The sequence below is a fragment of the Ensifer sp. LC163 genome, from assembly GCF_001695855.1.
Taxonomy (GTDB): domain Bacteria; phylum Pseudomonadota; class Alphaproteobacteria; order Rhizobiales; family Rhizobiaceae; genus Ensifer.
Genome location: NZ_MBSS01000045.1, coordinates 208628 through 225163, shown reverse-complemented (window position 1 = coordinate 225163; position 16536 = coordinate 208628). Strand labels below are relative to the sequence as shown.

The window sequence follows — 16536 nt, the reverse complement described above, 5'->3', positions numbered from 1 at the left end:
GGGTGAAAGAACGACATGAAGGTGATCATTTGCGGTGCGGGGCAGGTCGGCTATGGCATCGCCGAACGGCTGGCTCAGGAAGACAATGACGTCTCGGTCATCGATACGTCGGCAGCGCTGATTGCCAACATCACCGAAAGCCTAGACGTGCGCGGTTATGTCGGCCATGGCGCACATCCCGATGTGCTGGCGAAGGCCGGTGCAGATCAGGCCGACATGCTGATCGCGGTCACGCTGTTCGACGAAGTCAACATCGTCGCCTGCGAGGTGGCGCATGCGATCTTCAGCGTGCCGACCAAGGTCGCCCGTATTCGCGCGCAGAACTATCTGGCGCCGGAATACGCCAACCTGTTCTCCCGCGAGAACGTCCCGATCGACGTGACCATTTCGCCCGAGATCGAAGTCGGACGATTGGTACTGCGGCGCATTTCGTTCCCCGGCGCGACGGATGTCGTGCGCTTTGCCGACGACCGTATCGCCATGGTGGCGATCGAGTGTATGGAAGATTGCCCGGTGGTCGACACGCCGCTGCAGCAGTTGAGCGAACTGTTTCCCGATCTGCAGGCAACCGTGACCGGCATCTTCCGCAACGGCAAGCTGATCGTGCCGCATTCGTCGGATCAATTGCAGACCGGCGATCTCGCCTATGTCGTCTGCGATCGCGACCATGCGCGCCGCACCCTGGCTCTGTTCGGCCACGAAGAACAGGAGGCGCGCCGCATCGTCATTCTCGGCGGCGGCAATATCGGTTACTTCGTCGCCAAGGCAATCGAGGAAAATCAGCCTAGAACCCGGGTCAAGTTGATCGAGAGCGACCGCGATCGTGCCGTGATGATGGCCGATAAGCTCAGCAACACGGTCGTCCTCAACGGTTCGGCAATGGATCAGCGTATCCTGATGCAGGCCGACGTGCAGGATGCCGACCTGGTTGTGGCGCTGACCAACAACGACCAGATCAATATCCTCGGCAGCATGATGGCAAAACGCCTCGGCGCTAAATCGACGCTCGTCCTGATCAACGAGCCGTCCTACCAGGATTTTGCGGGGACCGCCGGCGTGGATGCCTATATCAACCCGCGCGCAGTAACGATCTCACGCGTGCTCCAACACGTGCGCAAGGGGCGCATCCGCTCGGTCTATGCCGTCCAGAAGGGGATGGCTGAAGTGATCGAAGCAGAGGCGTTGGAAACGTCGCCGCTGGTCGGCAAGGCGCTGCGCGAGCTGGATCTGCCCGACGGCATCCGCATCGGCGCACTCTACCGTGACCAGACATTCATTCGCCCGCATGGCGACACCAAGATCAAGGCCAGGGACCGCGTGGTGCTGTTTGCTGCCGCCGATGCGGTGCGCCATGTCGAGCAGCTTTTCCGCGTCAGCATTCAGTTCTTCTGAGGTCAAATAAACACATGCCGAGAATTGCCTATGTCAACGGCGCCTATGTGCCGCATGCCGATGCCGCCATCCATATCGAAGATCGCGGCTACCAGTTCGCCGACGGGGTCTATGAGGTCTGCGAGATCCGTCATGGCTTCATCGTCGATCTGACCCGGCATCTCGACCGCCTCGGCCGATCCTTAAGTGAACTTCGCATCGATTGGCCGATGAGCCGTGCCGCGTTGGTCCACGTCATTCGCGAGGTGCTGCGCCGCAACCGGGTGCGAAACGGCCTGTTCTATATGCAGGTGACGCGCGGTGCCGCGCGGCGCGATCACGTGTTTCCGGCAAAAGGTACCGTGCCGACGATCGTGGTGACGGCGAAGCGCACCGACGCGGTCGTGATCGCCAGGAAGAATGCCGAAGGCATCTCGGCGATCACCGTTCCGGAGAACCGCTGGGACCGCGTTGACATCAAATCCGTCGGCCTGCTGCCGAACGTGCTTGCGCGCCAGAAGGCCAAGGAAGAGGGTGCCCATGAGGCGATCTTCGTCGACCCGGATGGCACGGTGAAGGAGGGAGCGGCGACCAATGTCTGGATCGTCGATCGGGAGGGCGTGCTGCGCACCCGGCCGGCCGATCACGGTATTCTCAGAGGCATCACCCGCACGACCCTGATGGACGTTGCAGCTCCTCTTGGAATCAGGATCGAAGAACGAGCATTCTCCGTCGACGACATGCTCGCGGCGCGCGAGGTCTTCATCACCGCCGCGACGAGCATCTGTTTTCCGGTGGTTTCCATCGACGGCAAACCGATCGGCAACGGTCATCCGGGAAGCATAGCGCAGAATATTCGCGAAGCCTTTTTCGGCGTTGCGGAAAAGACATTGATTTGATACCAAACTGAAAGAGGTGTCGGGGGAAGGGTACTTGTGACGCCTCTGATTGAAAAAATAGACAAAATGCACCGGCGCGAGACGCCGGCAAATAAGAAAGAATCGGCGCGATGGCGGAACGTTCTCAGAACTTGCAGGATCTTTTTCTCAATACGGTCCGCAAACAGAAGATTTCTCTGACAATTTTTCTTATCAATGGCGTCAAATTGACGGGCGTCGTCACGTCTTTTGACAATTTCTGTGTCTTGTTGCGCCGCGATGGTCATTCGCAGCTCGTCTACAAGCACGCGATCTCGACCATCATGCCGGGCCAGCCGCTGCAGATGTTCGAGAACGAAGAAGCCGCATCCTGACGGGACGTTAGGCACATTACCAAACGGGATTCAAAGTCGTCGTCGATCATTCCGGAGCTTGAAACGCTCCGCGACGACATGCGCGCGGTCGTGATTGTGCCGGTTCTGAAAAAGACCGGCAGGCAGGCGGCTGAAACGCTCTCTGCAACGAGCACCCGCACCGACGAAAGTCGGCTGGAAGAAGCGACGGGCCTGGCACGAGCGATCGACCTGAACGTCGTTCATGGCGCCATCGTTTCGGTGGCGCAGCCAAAGCCGGGAACGCTTCTGGGCACAGGTAAGATCGAAGAGATCGGTCACATCCTCGTCGAACAGGATGCCGGCCTGGTCATCGTCGATCATCCGCTGACGCCTGTGCAGCAGCGCAACCTGGAAAAGGAATGGAACGCCAAGGTCATCGACCGGACGGGCCTGATCCTTGAAATCTTCGGGCGCCGCGCTTCCACCAAGGAAGGCACGCTGCAGGTCGATCTCGCGCATCTCAACTATCAGAAGGGCCGGCTTGTCCGCAGCTGGACCCACCTCGAGCGTCAGCGCGGCGGTGGCGGCTTCATGGGCGGCCCCGGCGAAACCCAGATCGAAGCGGACCGGCGCTTGCTGCAGGATCGCATCGTCAAGCTCGAGCGCGAGCTGGAGCAGGTCCGCCGCACGCGGCAATTGCACCGCTCCAAGCGCAAGAAGGTTCCGCATCCGATCGTGGCACTTGTCGGCTACACCAATGCCGGCAAATCGACGCTGTTCAACAGAATGACCGGAGCCGGTGTGCTGGCGGAGGACATGTTGTTTGCGACGCTCGATCCGACGTTGCGGCGACTGAAACTGCCGCATGGCCGCATGGTGATCCTGTCCGACACGGTCGGCTTCATCTCAGACCTGCCGACGCATCTTGTTGCCGCCTTCCGTGCGACGCTGGAAGAGGTACTCGAAGCCGACCTGATCCTGCACGTGCGCGATCTCTCCGATCCGGACAACCAGGCGCAGGCAAGCGACGTTCTGCGCATCCTGGCCGATCTCGGCATCGACGAGAAGGAAGCGGCGGCGCGGCTAGTCGAAGTCTGGAACAAGATCGACCGGCTCGAGCCGGAAGCGCGCGAAGCCCTGACGAACAAGGCTGCGGGCACGGCCAACACTGTGGCGGTCTCGGCGATATCAGGCGAGGGCGTCGATGTGCTGTTGGCTGAGATCGGTCGTCGCCTGTCGGGCGTATTGACCGAATGCACCGTCGTTCTTGGCGTCGACCAGTTGCAGCTTCTGCCCTGGGTCTACGAGCACGCGATCGTCGATGGTCGCGAAGATCTCGAGGACGGCACGGTCAGTCTCGATCTTCGCCTGACTGAAAACGAGGCCGTGCAACTGGAGCGGCGTCTAGGCAACGGGCCGAAGCCCATTGCGGAAGACTGGTAAGCGTTTTTAGTTTTTACCTGAGGCGCGGTTGGCGCCTCAGGCCAATTGCCGCTCGATCGCCTTGGCTGCCTGCCAGAGCTCTTCCATGCGTTCCAACGTTGCCGCATCCAGTGTCTCGCCGCTGGCTTCGAGCTCGCGCTCTATGTGGCCAAAGCGGCGGCGGAACTTCGTATTGGTGCCGCGCAGCGCCATTTCCGGATCCGTGCCGACGTGCCGGCCGATATTCACCACTGCAAAGATCAGGTCGCCGAGTTCATCGGCCACCTTCGCACGGTCCTTTTCGCGCAATGCCTGGCGCAGTTCGCCGATTTCTTCCTCGATCTTGTCGAGAATAGGTTCCGGTTCAGACCAATCGAAGCCGACCTTGGCCGCTCGCTCCTGCAGCTTCAGTGCTTCGATGAGCGCCGGGAAGCTGCGCTGTATCGAGCCCAGATGACTGGCTGCGCCGTCAGACGGCAAGCCCCGCTTGGCACGTCGTGCCTGGCGCTCGGCCTTTTCGGCCTGCTTGATCTGGTCCCACTGACTTTTGACCGCTTCCGGGGTGTCGGCGTCCGAACGGGCGAAGACATGCGGGTGGCGGCGGATCATCTTGCGCGTGACGGCCTCGACGACATCGCCAAAGGCGAACTCGCCGGCCTCTTCGGCCATGCGGGCGTGAAACACGACCTGCAGCAGCAGGTCGCCCAGCTCGTCGCAAAGGTCATGCATGTCGCCGCGCTCGATTGCGTCGGCCACTTCGTAGGCTTCTTCGATCGTATAGGGCTTGATCGTTTCGAACGTCTGGACGACGTCCCACGGGCAGCCGGTTTCCGGGTGCCGCAGTGCCTCCATGATGTCGAGCAGGCCCTTGATATCGCGTGATGGTTCCATGGGATCAGTTCAACGGAATGGCGTTGTCGCTCTTGCCCGACTGGTAGCTGTCGGACAGGTGCTGATAGCGGTCGCGGATGCGCGCATCCTGGGCTGCAAGCTTCGCCTGCGTTGGCTGGTCGGCATCCTTGGCGAGCGCCGCGATCGAGGACGACTTCCAGAACGCGTTGTTCTGCGCGTAACCGCCGGGTTCAAGCAAAAACACTTCCTTCAGGATCTTCAGGTCGTGCGGAATGGAAAAGCTGTCGCGCGAATCTTCGTGGCTGAAGAAATAGTAGAAATTGTCGAAGCCCGCCCAGGTGATCGCCGACAGGCACATCGAGCAGGGCTCGTGCGTCGAAAGGAAGATCAGATTGCGCGTGTCTGGCTTTTCCGCCATCTCGTAGAAGCGCTTGAGCGTGTGCACTTCGCCATGCCAGAGCGGGTTTTCAGTCTCGTTGTTCGTCTCGGCGAGAACGAGCGAAAGGTCCGATTTGCGCAGGATCGCGGCGCCGAACACCTTGTTGCCCGCGGCGACACCCTTTTCGGTCAAGGGCAGGATATCCTGCTCGATCACGTTCAGCAGCCGTTCGGCCAGTTCGGATTGTGTCATGTCTTCAGTCTCCGGCAGATGTCTTGCGACATTTAACGGAGGTTGCCCCTGGGGCGCAATGGCTGCGGACAGTGCCATCAGCAAGCCGTTCCGGAGATATTTGCTCAAAATGCTGCACGGTCGAGCAAAACAATACGTGGCCTGAAAGCCATTGAAATTTCTGTTTCTTCAATTGCTCTGGGCGATGCGGGATATTCAGCGCAGCCTGTAGAAGGAACAGATTGCAAGAATATGTCGCAGCAGCTCTCCGTCTTTCCCGCATTCTTTCGCGTCGCGCAAAAGCGCGTGCCGATATTCGGCAATGGCGACGAGGCCTTTGCAAAGCTGCGGCTGTTGCTGAACACCGAAGCCTCGATCGTTGTCTATGCGGATGCTCCTCAGGCTGACTTCGAGACGTTCCTGCGCGAGCGGGCGATCGAAACCGTGCGTGAGGCCTTCGACCCGCAACAGCTCGAGGGCGCCGTTCTGGTGTTTGCCGCGACCGGCGATGCCGCCGAGGACCGGCAGATCGTCATTGCCGCGCGCGAGCAGAAAATCCCGGCAAACGCCGTCGATCAGCCCGATTACTGCGATTTCTTCACACCGGCGCTGGTCAATCGCGCACCGGTCGCCGTTGCGATCGGGACCGAAGGCGCTGGTCCGGTGCTTGCCCAGATGATCCGGGCGCAGATCGATCAACTGCTGTCGCCGTCGCTCGGTGTCGTTGCGTCGCTCGCCGCCGGTTATCGCGATGCCGTCGATCGTCTTGTGCCGCGCGGTGTCGCGCGCCGCCTGTTCTGGCGCCGGTTCTTCCAGGGGCCGGTGGCCGACAAGGTTGCGCTTGGCGATGTCGCCGCCGCGCGCCGCGAGGCCTCCCGTCTGCTCGATGCCGCGCACGCAGCCTCGGGCCACGTCTGGCTCGTTGGTGCCGGTCCTGGCGCCGAGGATCTGCTGACGCTGCGCGCCCAGCGCGTGATGATGGAAGCCGATGCAATCGTCTATGATGCCCTTGTACCGCAGGCGATCGTCGACATGGGCCGCCGCGATGCCGAGCGGCTTTCCGTCGGTAAGCGCAAGGGTTGCCACACGAAGTCGCAAGACGAGATCAACCAGCTTCTGGTAAGGCTCGCGGGTGAGGGCAAGCGCGTCGTTCGCCTGAAGTCCGGCGATCCGCTTGTCTACGGCCGTGCCGGCGAAGAGATGGCGGCGCTGCGCGAAGCTGATATCACCTATGAGATCGTGCCTGGCATCACCTCCGCCTTTGCCGCCGCCGCCGATTTCGAGTTGCCGCTGACCTTGCGCGGTGTCGCATCGTCGCTGGTCTTCACCACCGGCCACGATCTGACCGGCGAAGTGCTGCCGGATTGGGCGCGGCTTGCCGTTTCCGGTGCCACGATCGCCGTCTATATGGGCCGCACCGTCGCTGCTTCGGTTGCCGGTCGCCTGATGCAGGCGGGGCTGCCAGCGGAAACCACAGTGGCTGTGATCGAAAACGCCAGCCGCGCCGACCGTCGCCTGTTGCATGGCACGCTTAAGGACCTGCCGGACCTGGAGGGCCGCACCGAGCTTTCCGGACCGGTCATGGTCATCATCGGCGATGCCGTTGCAGGCGCGAATTTCGAGCGTTCCGAACCGCTGGTGGCAGGCAAGCGCGCCGTCAAGCAAACGAAGATCGAAGCTGCTCAACAGCGCAACGAACAGATTCTGAACTAAGGGAAACGTGATGGTGAACAAGGTTTTGACGGCAAATCGGCTCTCGGATGGCATATCCGTGTGGCTGGATGCCTCGGGCAACTGGGTCGAATCGCTCCAGCAGGCCTTCATTGCCCGCCATGCCGAGGCAGTCACCGCGCTGGAAGCGACAGGCAAGCTTGCCTTCGACGACAACAAGGTCGTGGACGTCAATGTCGTCGACGTCGAGGAAGTCAACGGCACGTTGCGGCCGCTGCGCATGCGCGAGCGCATCCGCGCCGAAGGCCCTTCGATCCCCTATGCCGCCGGATACAATGGGCTCGCCGGCCCGAACTTTGCTGCCTGAGGAACCGATACAACATGTACCGTTACGATGAATTCGATCATGCCTTCGTTTCCTCGCGTGTCGAGCAGTTCCGCGACCAGGTCGAGCGCCGTCTGAGCGGCGAGCTGGCCGAGGACGCATTCAAGCCGCTGCGCCTGATGAACGGCGTCTATCTGCAGCTTCATGCCTACATGCTTCGCGTTGCGATCCCCTATGGCACGCTGTCGAGCCGCCAGATGCGCATGCTTGCGCACATTGCGCGCAAGTACGATCGCGGCTACGGCCATTTCACCACGCGTCAGAATATCCAGTACAACTGGCCGCGTCTTTCCGACACGCCGGATATCCTGGAGGAACTGGCAAGCGTGGAAATGCATGCGCTGCAGACCTCGGGCAATTGCATTCGCAACGTGACGGCCGATCACTTTGCTGGTGCTGCAGCCGATGAAGTCGCAGATCCAAGACCTTATGCGGAAATCCTGAGACAGTGGTCGAGCGTTCATCCGGAATTCTCGTTCCTGCCGCGCAAGTTCAAGATTGCCGTGACCGGTGCCGAGCGCGACCGCGCCGCGATCCAGGTGCACGATATCGGTCTGCACCTGAAGAAGGATGAGAACGGCCGGATCGGCTTTGCCGTCTATGTCGGCGGCGGACAGGGCCGCACGCCGATGATCGCCAAGAAGATCCGCGACTTCCTGCCGGAAGAAGATCTTCTGTCCTACACGACGGCGATCATGCGCGTGTACAACCTGCATGGCCGCCGCGATAACAAGTACAAGGCGCGCATCAAGATCCTCGTTCACGAAACTGGTGCCGAGGAGCTTTCCCGTCAGGTCGAGGTCGAGTTCGCGGCGCTGAAGGATACGGAGCTGAAGCTTCCGGAAGCGGATATCCAGGCCATCTCCACCTATTTCGCGCCGCCGGCGCTGGAGCCGCGCGCCGAAGGCTGGGAAAGCCTGGCGCGCTGGAAGAAGACCGATCCGGAATTTTCGCGTTGGGTTCACCAGAACGTCCAGCCACACAAGCATCCGGACTACGGCATGGTCACCATCTCGCTGAAGCCGATCGGCGGCATTCCAGGTGACGCGACGGATATGCAGATGGAAGCCGTTGCCGATATCGCCGAGGAATATGCCTTCGACGAGATCCGCGTCAGCCATGAGCAGAACCTGATCCTGCCGCATGTGGCTCTGGCCGATCTGGAGCCGATTTACCGGGCGCTCGTGGTTGCCGGCCTGGCGACCGCCAATGCCGGCCTGATCACCGACATCATTGCCTGTCCCGGGCTCGACTACTGCGCGCTTGCAAACGCGCGCTCCATTCCGGTGGCACAGGAGATCTCGACCCGTTTCGGAGCACCCGAGCGCCAGGCCGAGATTGGCGAGTTGAAGATCAAGATCTCCGGCTGCATCAATGCCTGCGGCCACCACCATGTTGGCCACATCGGTCTGCTCGGCGTCGAGAAGAAGGGTGCGGAGCTCTATCAGATCACGCTCGGCGGCTCCGGCGACGAGAACACGTCGATCGGCGAGATCATCGGTCGCGGTTTCGAACCCGAGAAGGTGACCGACGCGATCGAAACGATCGTCGATACCTATCTTGGGCTGCGCAACGACAAGTCGGAAACGTTCCTTGAGGCGTACCGTCGTGTCGGCCCGCAACCCTTCAAGGACGCGCTCTATGGCGGCAGCGCACAGGAAGCCGCTTGAGGCGCGAGGAACGAACATGACAAAAATCTGGAAAGAAACCGGCTTTGTGAGCGATGATCCATGGATCATCGAAAACGAGGAAACCAAGGCGGGTTCGAATGAGAAGGCGATACTCGGCTTCGATACGTTTCTCGCCAAGGTGACCGAGACGGACGAGGTCGGCCTGGGCGTGGTCGTCGCTCCGGCGGATGACGTTACCAAGCTGCAGCCCCATCTCGATCGCATTGCGCTGGTCGCGGTCGCATTCCCGGCCTTTAATGACGGGCGGGCTTTCAGCCATGCGTCGCTGCTGCGTGCCAGGCTTGGTTTTGCCGGCGAGGTGAGAGCGGTCGGTGATGTGCTGATCGATCAGATCCCGTTGATGCTGCGTTGCGGCATCGACAGTTTCGCGGTAACCAATGCCACGGCCTTGAAGCGTCTGAGTGAGGGCCGGCTGCCTGGCATCGCCAATCACTACCAGCCGACGGCAAAGCCCTCGACCGACGCCAGATCCTATAGCTGGCGGCGTGTTTCCTAAGCAGTGTTGACCGCGACAGTGTGAAGCACGGCGAAATGCGCGAAAGCGACTATATTTAGAAGGGAATTCCTTCCCGTTGAGCGCGGCTTGGAATATCCGCGTATTGTTGATAGACAGGGTCATCATTTACAGGACTGTAGCCACGATGAATGCTCCGGCAAAAACGGAAGATTTCGCGATCCAGGCACCGGCAGGTGTCTTCGTTGAGACGGTGACGAGCGTCACCCACTATACGGATCGGCTCTTCCGCTTCCGCATGACCCGTCCTGCGGAGTTCCGCTTCCGCTCCGGCGAATTTGCGATGATTGGTTTGATGGTCGGCGACAAGCCGGTCTACCGCGCCTATTCGATCGCAAGCCCGGCCTGGGACGAGGAACTCGAGTTCTTCTCGATCAAGGTTCCCGATGGTCCGCTGACGTCCCACCTGCAGGCGATCAAGCCCGGCGACAAGGTGCTGATGCGCAAGAAGCCGACCGGCACGCTGGTGCTTGATGCACTGGTTCCCGGGCGCCGGTTGTACATGTTCTCGACCGGCACCGGCATTGCGCCTTTCGCCAGCCTGATCCGCGACCCCGAGACCTATGAGAAATTCGAGGAGGTCATCCTCACGCACACCTGCCGCGATGTGGCCGAGCTGAAATACGGCTTCGACCTCGTCGAGGAGATCCGCGCTCACGAGTTCCTGAACGAGATCGTCGGCGACAAGCTTCGCCACTATGCGACGGTGACCCGCGAAGACTATCCGTTCAAGGGCCGTGTGACCGATCTGATGGTCAACGGCAAGTTCTTCGCAGACCTCGGCCTTCCCCCGCTCGACCCGGCCATCGACCGCGGCATGATCTGCGGTTCGACGGCGATGCTTAAGGACACCAAGGAAATTCTCGAGGCTGCGGGCCTGACTGAGGGCTCCAACAACAAGCCGGCCGAGTTTGTCATCGAGCGCGCTTTTGTCGGCTAACTGACGACAAGATACGAAACATCGTCGCAGTATTTGGAAAGGCGCATCATCGGATGCGCCTTTTTCGCATCTGTGCGACAGTCGCGGCCCATGGACGAGCCATGCTGACGTCGATATTCTGGTCACCGAGCATGGACTGGCCGACCTGCGCGGCCTTGCGCCGCGCGAGCGCGCGCCGATCATTGTCGGCAACTGTTGTCACCCGGAATACCGCGAACTGCTTGCGGATTATTTCAAGCGCGCCGTGGCAACGCGGGCGGGGCAGACGCCGCATATTCTCGAAGAAGCTTTCGACTGGCACGTGCGGCGTCTGAAGACCGGCAGCATGTTGCCCATCGCATGAGGTGTCAGTCCTGTACCAGGTAGTCCATCAGGCCCGACATTGCCACTGACGCTTGCTCGGCGTCGGCGCGGACGATGGCGTCGATCACCTCAACGTGACGGTCGACCGATCCGCGCATCCGCTCGATGGATGCAGCGGCAAACCAGATTCGTCGAGCGTGCGTCTGCAGCGGCGCCAGGGCCGCTGTCAGGAACCTGTTCGGGCAGGCCTCCTCCATCAGTTCGTCGAAGGCCTTGTCGGCCACCAGGAAGCCTTCCATGTCGCCGGCATCCGCGCATTTGCTCATCTCGGCCGCGCAATCCTTCATTGCGCGGCGCGCCTGTCGGCTGGCATGCTCTGCGACCAAGGCGGCCGCGAGAGGCTCAAGGTTCTTGCGGGTTTGCATCACATGGGCTCGGTCGTCGGGCCTGAGGGTCGCGATCTGCAGCCCGACGCGCGGACGCACCTCCACCAGTTCCTGCCACGCGAGTTTCTGTATCGCCTCGCGCACAGGCGTTCGTCCGTGGCCGGCGAGCTCGATCAGCTGCTTTTCGGTCAGCAGCATGCCGGGCTCAAGCTTGAGCGTCACGATGAGGCGCTCGAGTACGAGATAGGCGAGGTGGGCCTGGGAGTGAACTGGCATGCGCATCCTGTCGCTTCTGATATATCAGAAATTGCCATGGTTTGGTGCGGGCGGCAAGCAACCTGATATATCAATGACGCAAACGTGAGAGTGTATTGCGGGCACTGTCAATCAGCTACGATGCCGCCGTCCGTTTTGTGGCGCCTTCGGGTCTCCGTGCACGTGGTTGAAGTGAGCTGCGGTTACTACTTTGCATTGGCCGGGTGGTAGGCATCAATGCTTAGGCAAAAATAGCGAACGTCAACGGCTAGAATAAAAACGGACGCTCGTCCGTTTCACTTTCAAATGATATTGACGACGAGCCAACTGCTTGCCAGTCTTCTCTAAAATAAGCCGTTGGCAATCGGCGTTGAGGGGCGCGGACGTAAGGTGGGAGCGTTTCTGGTCTGGTCGCTGGTCGTGTTCGCGGGGTTGCTTGTCGTACCGGCCGTCAGCCACACGAATGCGACGACGACGTTCTCACTGATGGCCTCGTCCATGGCTTTTGTCTGCATGGCGATCGCACAGTTCATGGCGGCGCGACCGCCCTTTATCGAGCCCCTGTTTGGCGGGCTCGATCGGGTCTATCACTTTCATCGTAAGATCGGCATCTCGGTGCTGGGTCTGATCCTCGTGCATTACTTTCTGACGCCTGATTTCAAGGGGCTGTCGTTGACGAGTGGGCTGAACCAGCTTGCCGCTTCCGCCGGAAAGTATGCCTTCTATGGGCTGAGCGCGCTGCTTGTTCTCAGCATCGTCAAGATCATACCGAAGACGAAGATCGAGATTCCCTATCACCTGTGGCGCTATACCCATCGCTTCATCGGATTGCTGTTCGTACTCGTCGCGTTCCACCAGATGTTCATCAAGCGCCCTTATGACGGGACGGCACTGCTTGCAGTCTACCTCAACGCCTTCGCCGCACTCGGCATTCTAAGCTACGCCTATACCCAGCTTCTGCCGTGGCTGAGGACGCGCAGCTATGAGGTTTTCGAAGTCACCCGGCACGATGGCGCGACCATTATCTCGGCCCGACCGATCGGACGAGCGCTGAAGGCAAAGCCCGGTCAATTCGGCTTCCTGCGTGTCCTGAAAAACGGATTGCGCGAGCCGCACCCCTTCACCATCGCCGGCATCGAGGCCGATGGCGTTGTGCGCTTCGCCATCAAGCCGCTCGGCGACTACACGCGGGCCCTGCGGGAGAAAATCGCCATAGGAGACCGATTGAAGCTCGAGGGCGGATATGGCCGGTTCAATCATCGCCGTGGCGCCAAGAAACAGATTTGGCTTGCCGGTGGTATCGGGGTCACGCCTTTCCTGGCGATGGCCCGTCATTTGCGGGGCGACGAGGGGCAGGACATCCATATGGTCTACTGCGTGCGTGACCGAAACGAGGCGATTGGCCTGGAAACCTTCGAGGCGCAGGCAGCGAAACTCGGCAATTTCAGTTTTGTGTTGCACGATTCGGCTACGGACGGGCGGTTGGACGCGGCGAAGCTTGCGGCCGGCAGCGCGATTGATCCAGGCGACGCGGATCTTTGGTTTTGCGGTCCGCCGCCCTTGCGCGAGGCGATCGTCAAAGGCTTGAAAGAACTGGGAAAGAAGCCGCGCCGGGTAGAATTCGAACAGTTTCAGTTTCGGTAAACAGACGTTTTAATGACGATCTTTTTGATTGAGGGGGTAGGGCTCATGCGCAGCCAGCGTGATATGCGAGAGAATGTCTCGCGGTGTGCCGGTATCCAGAGGAAATCTATCGTAGCCGTGGCCGCGGCTCTTGCCGCCGCGATGCTCTGTCCCGGGACGGCCTCGGCGCGCGATGCTTTCGCCGACGATGCTTTCTCGACCTACAAGGCGAATGCCGAGCACGGCAAGTACATGTTCAACGCCGCCGGCTGTGGCGCCTGCCATGGATCCGGTGACAATACCGAGTTGCTGTCCGGCGGCATGGAGATGAACACCGCCATCGGAACTTTTTACGCGCCGAACATCTCGCCCCACGCCAACGGCATCGGTGGCTGGAGCAACGCCCAATTTCTCAACGCGGTGATGGTCGGTCTCGATCGCGATGGCAACAACCTCTATCCGGTCATGCCCTATACCTCCTATGGCGGCATGAAGCCGGAGGACGTGCTTGATATCAAAGCCTATGTCGAGACCTTGCCGCAGTCCGACGCCGCCTCGAAGGAACATGAGATCGCTTTTCCCTTTAGTCGTCAGACGACGATAACGCTATGGAAACGCACTCATTTCACCGTGCCGGCATATCAGTCGCGCGAAGAGACCCAGATGGAGCGCGGCCGCTATCTGGTCGAAAATGTCGGCGGCTGCGGCGACTGTCACACGCCGCGTACGACGACCTACGGGCTTGACCTGGAAAGAGCCTATCAGGGCGAGAAGGGGCTGACTGGTGCGGTCGCACCCGATATCGGCAAGGCGAAGATGGCCGGGCTCGCGGCACCGGACGTGTTTACGACGGGTCTTATCGGCGAAGGCAAGAAGCTGTCCGGCGCACCGATCAGCGACCCCGTCATGCGGCGGATCGCCAAGGGACTTTCGGCGCTCAGCGATGATGATCGCCGCGCGATCTATGCTTTCCTGTCCGATCGCGAGGTCAAGGCGCCGGCGCCGGTTGCGCAGTCTGTGACGGCCGTGTGCAAAGAGAACACCGCCTCTGCCGTATTGTCCGGCGACAATGCGGCGCTCGCCCAACAGGCGGATGCCTTCATTGGCAAGTATTGCCGCAATTGCCACGGCGCGGGCGAAAGCAATCAAGGTAGCTATCCCGCCGGTGAACTTGCTTCGATCGCCGCCGATGCCAATTTTGTCACGCCGGGCAATGCTGCCAAATCGCGCCTTTTCACCTCGGTTACCAGCGGCCGCATGCCGCTCGGCAAGCGCCCGACGGACGAAGAGGTCAAGGTGCTCGAAGGCTGGATCAATTCGCTGAGCGAAAAGAACCTGCCGCAGACGGCGGCCGCCAAACCCGATCGATCCCGCCCGATGTTGTCCTATGATCAGTTCGTCGCGTTCGCGCTCAAGGACATCTCCAAGGTGAGCGCGCTCGATCGCCCGCACATGCGTTATTTTTCCTATCGCGACCAGTACAACGGAATGATGGGTTGCGAAGATGAGGCCACGTTCATGAAACGCATGGACGTTCTGGCGGGCGGCTTCAAGAAGCTGCTGAACTCGCTCTCCTCTGGACCGAAGCTGGTCTTGCCGGCGGAGGTGGATGGCACCAACGGTCTGCTCGTGCGGGTCGATCTGCGTGAGTTGCAATGGGAGAGCGCCGATTACGACTTCCTGATCAAGCGCTATTTCTACGGCGTCGATCCGAAGAGCGACGCGTCGCTTCAGGCGCTTTCCGACGAAACGCAGACGCAGTTGCCGATCATGCGGATTGACTGGTTCATGAGCAATGGCGCCCGTCCGGAGATCTACAACAGGTTGATGAGGTTGCCGGCGCATATCCGCGAGCTGGAAGCGCGCTTCAAGATCGATGTGGACGACAACATCAGGCGGCGCAAGGTTCTGCGCGCCGGCTTTGCGGATGGCTCGTCGGGTGTCTCGGATCACAATCGCATGCTCGAGCGGCACGATATGCCGTTTGGCGGTTACTACTGGAAGTCCTACGACTTCGGCGGCGACGTCGGCAAACAGGTGCTGAAGCGTTTCCCGCACGGACCCAAGGAATTGGGCGCGCTCGATGCTGGCCTGGTGCCGTTCGAGCACGATGGCGGCGAGATGATCTTCTCGCTGCCCAACGGCCTGCAGGGTTACTACCTGTCGACGGCGGCAGGCAAGCAGCTCGATATCGGGCCGACGACCATCGTTTCGTTCCGCGAACGGCCGATCGGCAAGGGGGTGGAAATCGTCAACGCCCGCTCCTGTTTCGACTGTCACGCAGACGGTATTCTTTCGAAACGCGACCAGTTGCGCGACCATATCGCCACCTCGACACTGTTCAGCAAGGACCAGCAGGATGTTCTGTTGGCCATGTATGTGAAACAGGAGGAACTGGATGAGGCCTACCTTAGGGATCGCCAACGCTTCGTCGAGGCCCTGCAACAACTCGGCGTGACAGAGCCGACACCGGACGGCGGACTCCAGAGCAAGCACGCACCCGGCGACGCCGAGATCGTCACCTATTTCGCCGATAAATACGAAGACGAGCTCGACTTCGATGCTCTTGCGGCGGAGTTCGACATGACGCCGCAAGAGTTTTCCGATGCGATCAAGCGGGTGACGGATACGAATGTCCTTCGTCTCGGGCTCGATTGGGTGACGACGCTGGAGGCCGGCAACACCGTGCCGCGCAACGAGGTTGAGCAGCAATATGCCTTGCTGCTGGAGCCGCTCGTCCAGCGTCGCCCGCTCGATACCGGCACGATCGTTGTTGCCGGAAGCGAGCAGCAGCCCGAAGCAAAGCCTCAATCCGTGGCCGCCGCGGTGCCCGACTACCGCAAGCAGGAAGTCGCTGGCGGCAACAAGCTTGCACTCGCATTGAAGGTGCCGACGACAACGGCCAAGGTCGGTGATGAGCTTTCGTTCGAGTTGAGCGTCAATCAGGCTTGCGAACTGCAGATCCTCTATGTCGAGGAGAACGGTAATGTCGAAGTTATCCCGGACGAGATGATCGGCAATACGACCTTGCAACCCGGAGAAAGCAGGGTGATCCCGCAGCCTGGGACCGGCACGCTGACCTTCGATACGGCAGCGCCCGCCGAAACGATGTTGGCCTTCTGCCGCGTCGGCGGGCTTGCCGATCAGAGGCTGACAGTCGAAAAGGCGCGGGAATATGTGGCTGCGTCGAAGCTGCCGCCGACGCGCGGGCTGGCAGTCAATCTCGCCAAGAAGGCGCAGGCCGACAACGGCGCCAGCAGCGTGCAGATGGTAACTTTCGAGATCAAGGACTAGCCGCCA

Annotated in this window: 14 protein-coding genes and 1 pseudogene; 12 read left to right on the top strand and 3 right to left on the bottom strand. The window is 60.7% G+C overall.

Annotated elements, in window-relative coordinates:
* The first annotated feature begins 15 nt into the window (after window positions 1-15).
* From trkA to hflX, 4 genes are all read left to right on the top strand, one after another.
* A complete protein-coding gene (gene trkA / locus BC360_RS25850; RefSeq protein WP_065797360.1) occupies window positions 16-1392 on the top strand; it encodes a Trk system potassium transporter TrkA in 1377 nt (458 codons plus the stop codon).
* A gap of 14 nt (window positions 1393-1406) precedes the next feature.
* Entirely contained in the window at window positions 1407-2270 is an 864-nt protein-coding gene (locus BC360_RS25845; protein ID WP_065781235.1) for a D-amino-acid transaminase, read from the top strand.
* Window positions 2271-2380: 110 nt separating this feature from the next.
* On the top strand, window positions 2381-2623 hold the full coding sequence (gene hfq / locus BC360_RS25840) for an RNA chaperone Hfq (RefSeq protein WP_003535434.1): 243 nt from the start codon (window positions 2381-2383) through the stop codon (window positions 2621-2623).
* Window positions 2624-2701: 78 nt separating this feature from the next.
* Complete coding sequence (gene hflX, locus BC360_RS25835; protein ID WP_065781234.1) at window positions 2702-4027, top strand: GTPase HflX; 1326 nt, start codon at window positions 2702-2704, stop codon at window positions 4025-4027.
* A 36-nt stretch (window positions 4028-4063) separates the two neighbouring features.
* Here the strand turns inward: hflX and mazG are convergent, their stop codons facing one another.
* Window positions 4064-4897, bottom strand: coding sequence for a nucleoside triphosphate pyrophosphohydrolase (gene mazG / locus BC360_RS25830; protein WP_065797358.1), 834 nt, complete (start codon window positions 4895-4897; stop codon window positions 4064-4066).
* A 4-nt stretch (window positions 4898-4901) separates the two neighbouring features.
* Window positions 4902-5489 (bottom strand): deaminase, encoded by a 588-nt coding sequence (locus BC360_RS25825; RefSeq protein WP_065797356.1) that lies wholly within the window; start codon window positions 5487-5489, stop codon window positions 4902-4904.
* A 231-nt stretch (window positions 5490-5720) separates the two neighbouring features.
* On the opposite strand from BC360_RS25825, the gene cysG reads away from it, so the two are divergent.
* The 6 genes and pseudogenes from cysG to BC360_RS31115 form a co-directional block, all read left to right on the top strand.
* Entirely contained in the window at window positions 5721-7181 is a 1461-nt protein-coding gene (gene cysG / locus BC360_RS25820; RefSeq protein WP_065797354.1) for a siroheme synthase CysG, read from the top strand.
* A 10-nt stretch (window positions 7182-7191) separates the two neighbouring features.
* Window positions 7192-7506 (top strand): DUF2849 domain-containing protein, encoded by a 315-nt coding sequence (locus BC360_RS25815; RefSeq protein ID WP_065781230.1) that lies wholly within the window; start codon window positions 7192-7194, stop codon window positions 7504-7506.
* Window positions 7507-7520: 14 nt separating this feature from the next.
* A complete protein-coding gene (locus BC360_RS25810; RefSeq protein WP_065797352.1) occupies window positions 7521-9194 on the top strand; it encodes a nitrite/sulfite reductase in 1674 nt (557 codons plus the stop codon).
* Window positions 9195-9210: 16 nt separating this feature from the next.
* Entirely contained in the window at window positions 9211-9711 is a 501-nt protein-coding gene (locus BC360_RS25805; protein WP_065797350.1) for a DUF934 domain-containing protein, read from the top strand.
* A 145-nt stretch (window positions 9712-9856) separates the two neighbouring features.
* A complete protein-coding gene (locus tag BC360_RS25800; RefSeq protein WP_065797349.1) occupies window positions 9857-10669 on the top strand; it encodes a ferredoxin--NADP reductase in 813 nt (270 codons plus the stop codon).
* 94 nt (window positions 10670-10763) lie between these two features.
* Window positions 10764-11012, top strand: a pseudogene (locus BC360_RS31115) (acetyl-CoA hydrolase/transferase C-terminal domain-containing protein); the annotation flags it as partial.
* Between the two features lie 4 nt (window positions 11013-11016).
* Here the strand turns inward: BC360_RS31115 and BC360_RS25790 are convergent.
* Window positions 11017-11634 (bottom strand): GntR family transcriptional regulator, encoded by a 618-nt coding sequence (locus tag BC360_RS25790; RefSeq protein ID WP_065797424.1) that lies wholly within the window; start codon window positions 11632-11634, stop codon window positions 11017-11019.
* Window positions 11635-12003: 369 nt separating this feature from the next.
* Here BC360_RS25790 and BC360_RS25785 point away from each other — a divergent pair, with 369 nt between their 5' ends.
* Together BC360_RS25785 and BC360_RS25780 are read left to right on the top strand one after the other, a co-directional pair.
* A complete protein-coding gene (locus BC360_RS25785) occupies window positions 12004-13257 on the top strand; it encodes a ferric reductase-like transmembrane domain-containing protein (RefSeq protein WP_065797344.1) in 1254 nt (417 codons plus the stop codon).
* A gap of 117 nt (window positions 13258-13374) precedes the next feature.
* Complete coding sequence (locus BC360_RS25780; RefSeq protein WP_065797342.1) at window positions 13375-16530, top strand: c-type cytochrome; 3156 nt, start codon at window positions 13375-13377, stop codon at window positions 16528-16530.
* Window positions 16531-16536 lie beyond the last annotated feature (6 nt).

What these genes read in the sequence shown, in the direction of transcription:
- trkA (WP_065797360.1), top strand. Translation starts at nt 16, where the DNA reads ATGAAGGTGATCATTTGCGGTGCGGGGCAGGTCGGCTATGGCATCGCC.
- BC360_RS25845 (WP_065781235.1), top strand. Translation starts at nt 1,407, where the DNA reads ATGCCGAGAATTGCCTATGTCAACGGCGCCTATGTGCCGCATGCCGAT.
- hfq (WP_003535434.1), top strand. Translation starts at nt 2,381, where the DNA reads ATGGCGGAACGTTCTCAGAACTTGCAGGATCTTTTTCTCAATACGGTC.
- hflX (WP_065781234.1), top strand. Translation starts at nt 2,702, where the DNA reads ATGCGCGCGGTCGTGATTGTGCCGGTTCTGAAAAAGACCGGCAGGCAG.
- mazG (WP_065797358.1), bottom strand. Translation starts at nt 4,897, where the DNA reads ATGGAACCATCACGCGATATCAAGGGCCTGCTCGACATCATGGAGGCA.
- BC360_RS25825 (WP_065797356.1), bottom strand. Translation starts at nt 5,489, where the DNA reads ATGACACAATCCGAACTGGCCGAACGGCTGCTGAACGTGATCGAGCAG.
- cysG (WP_065797354.1), top strand. Translation starts at nt 5,721, where the DNA reads ATGTCGCAGCAGCTCTCCGTCTTTCCCGCATTCTTTCGCGTCGCGCAA.
- BC360_RS25815 (WP_065781230.1), top strand. Translation starts at nt 7,192, where the DNA reads ATGGTGAACAAGGTTTTGACGGCAAATCGGCTCTCGGATGGCATATCC.
- BC360_RS25810 (WP_065797352.1), top strand. Translation starts at nt 7,521, where the DNA reads ATGTACCGTTACGATGAATTCGATCATGCCTTCGTTTCCTCGCGTGTC.
- BC360_RS25805 (WP_065797350.1), top strand. Translation starts at nt 9,211, where the DNA reads ATGACAAAAATCTGGAAAGAAACCGGCTTTGTGAGCGATGATCCATGG.
- BC360_RS25800 (WP_065797349.1), top strand. Translation starts at nt 9,857, where the DNA reads ATGAATGCTCCGGCAAAAACGGAAGATTTCGCGATCCAGGCACCGGCA.
- BC360_RS25790 (WP_065797424.1), bottom strand. Translation starts at nt 11,634, where the DNA reads ATGCCAGTTCACTCCCAGGCCCACCTCGCCTATCTCGTACTCGAGCGC.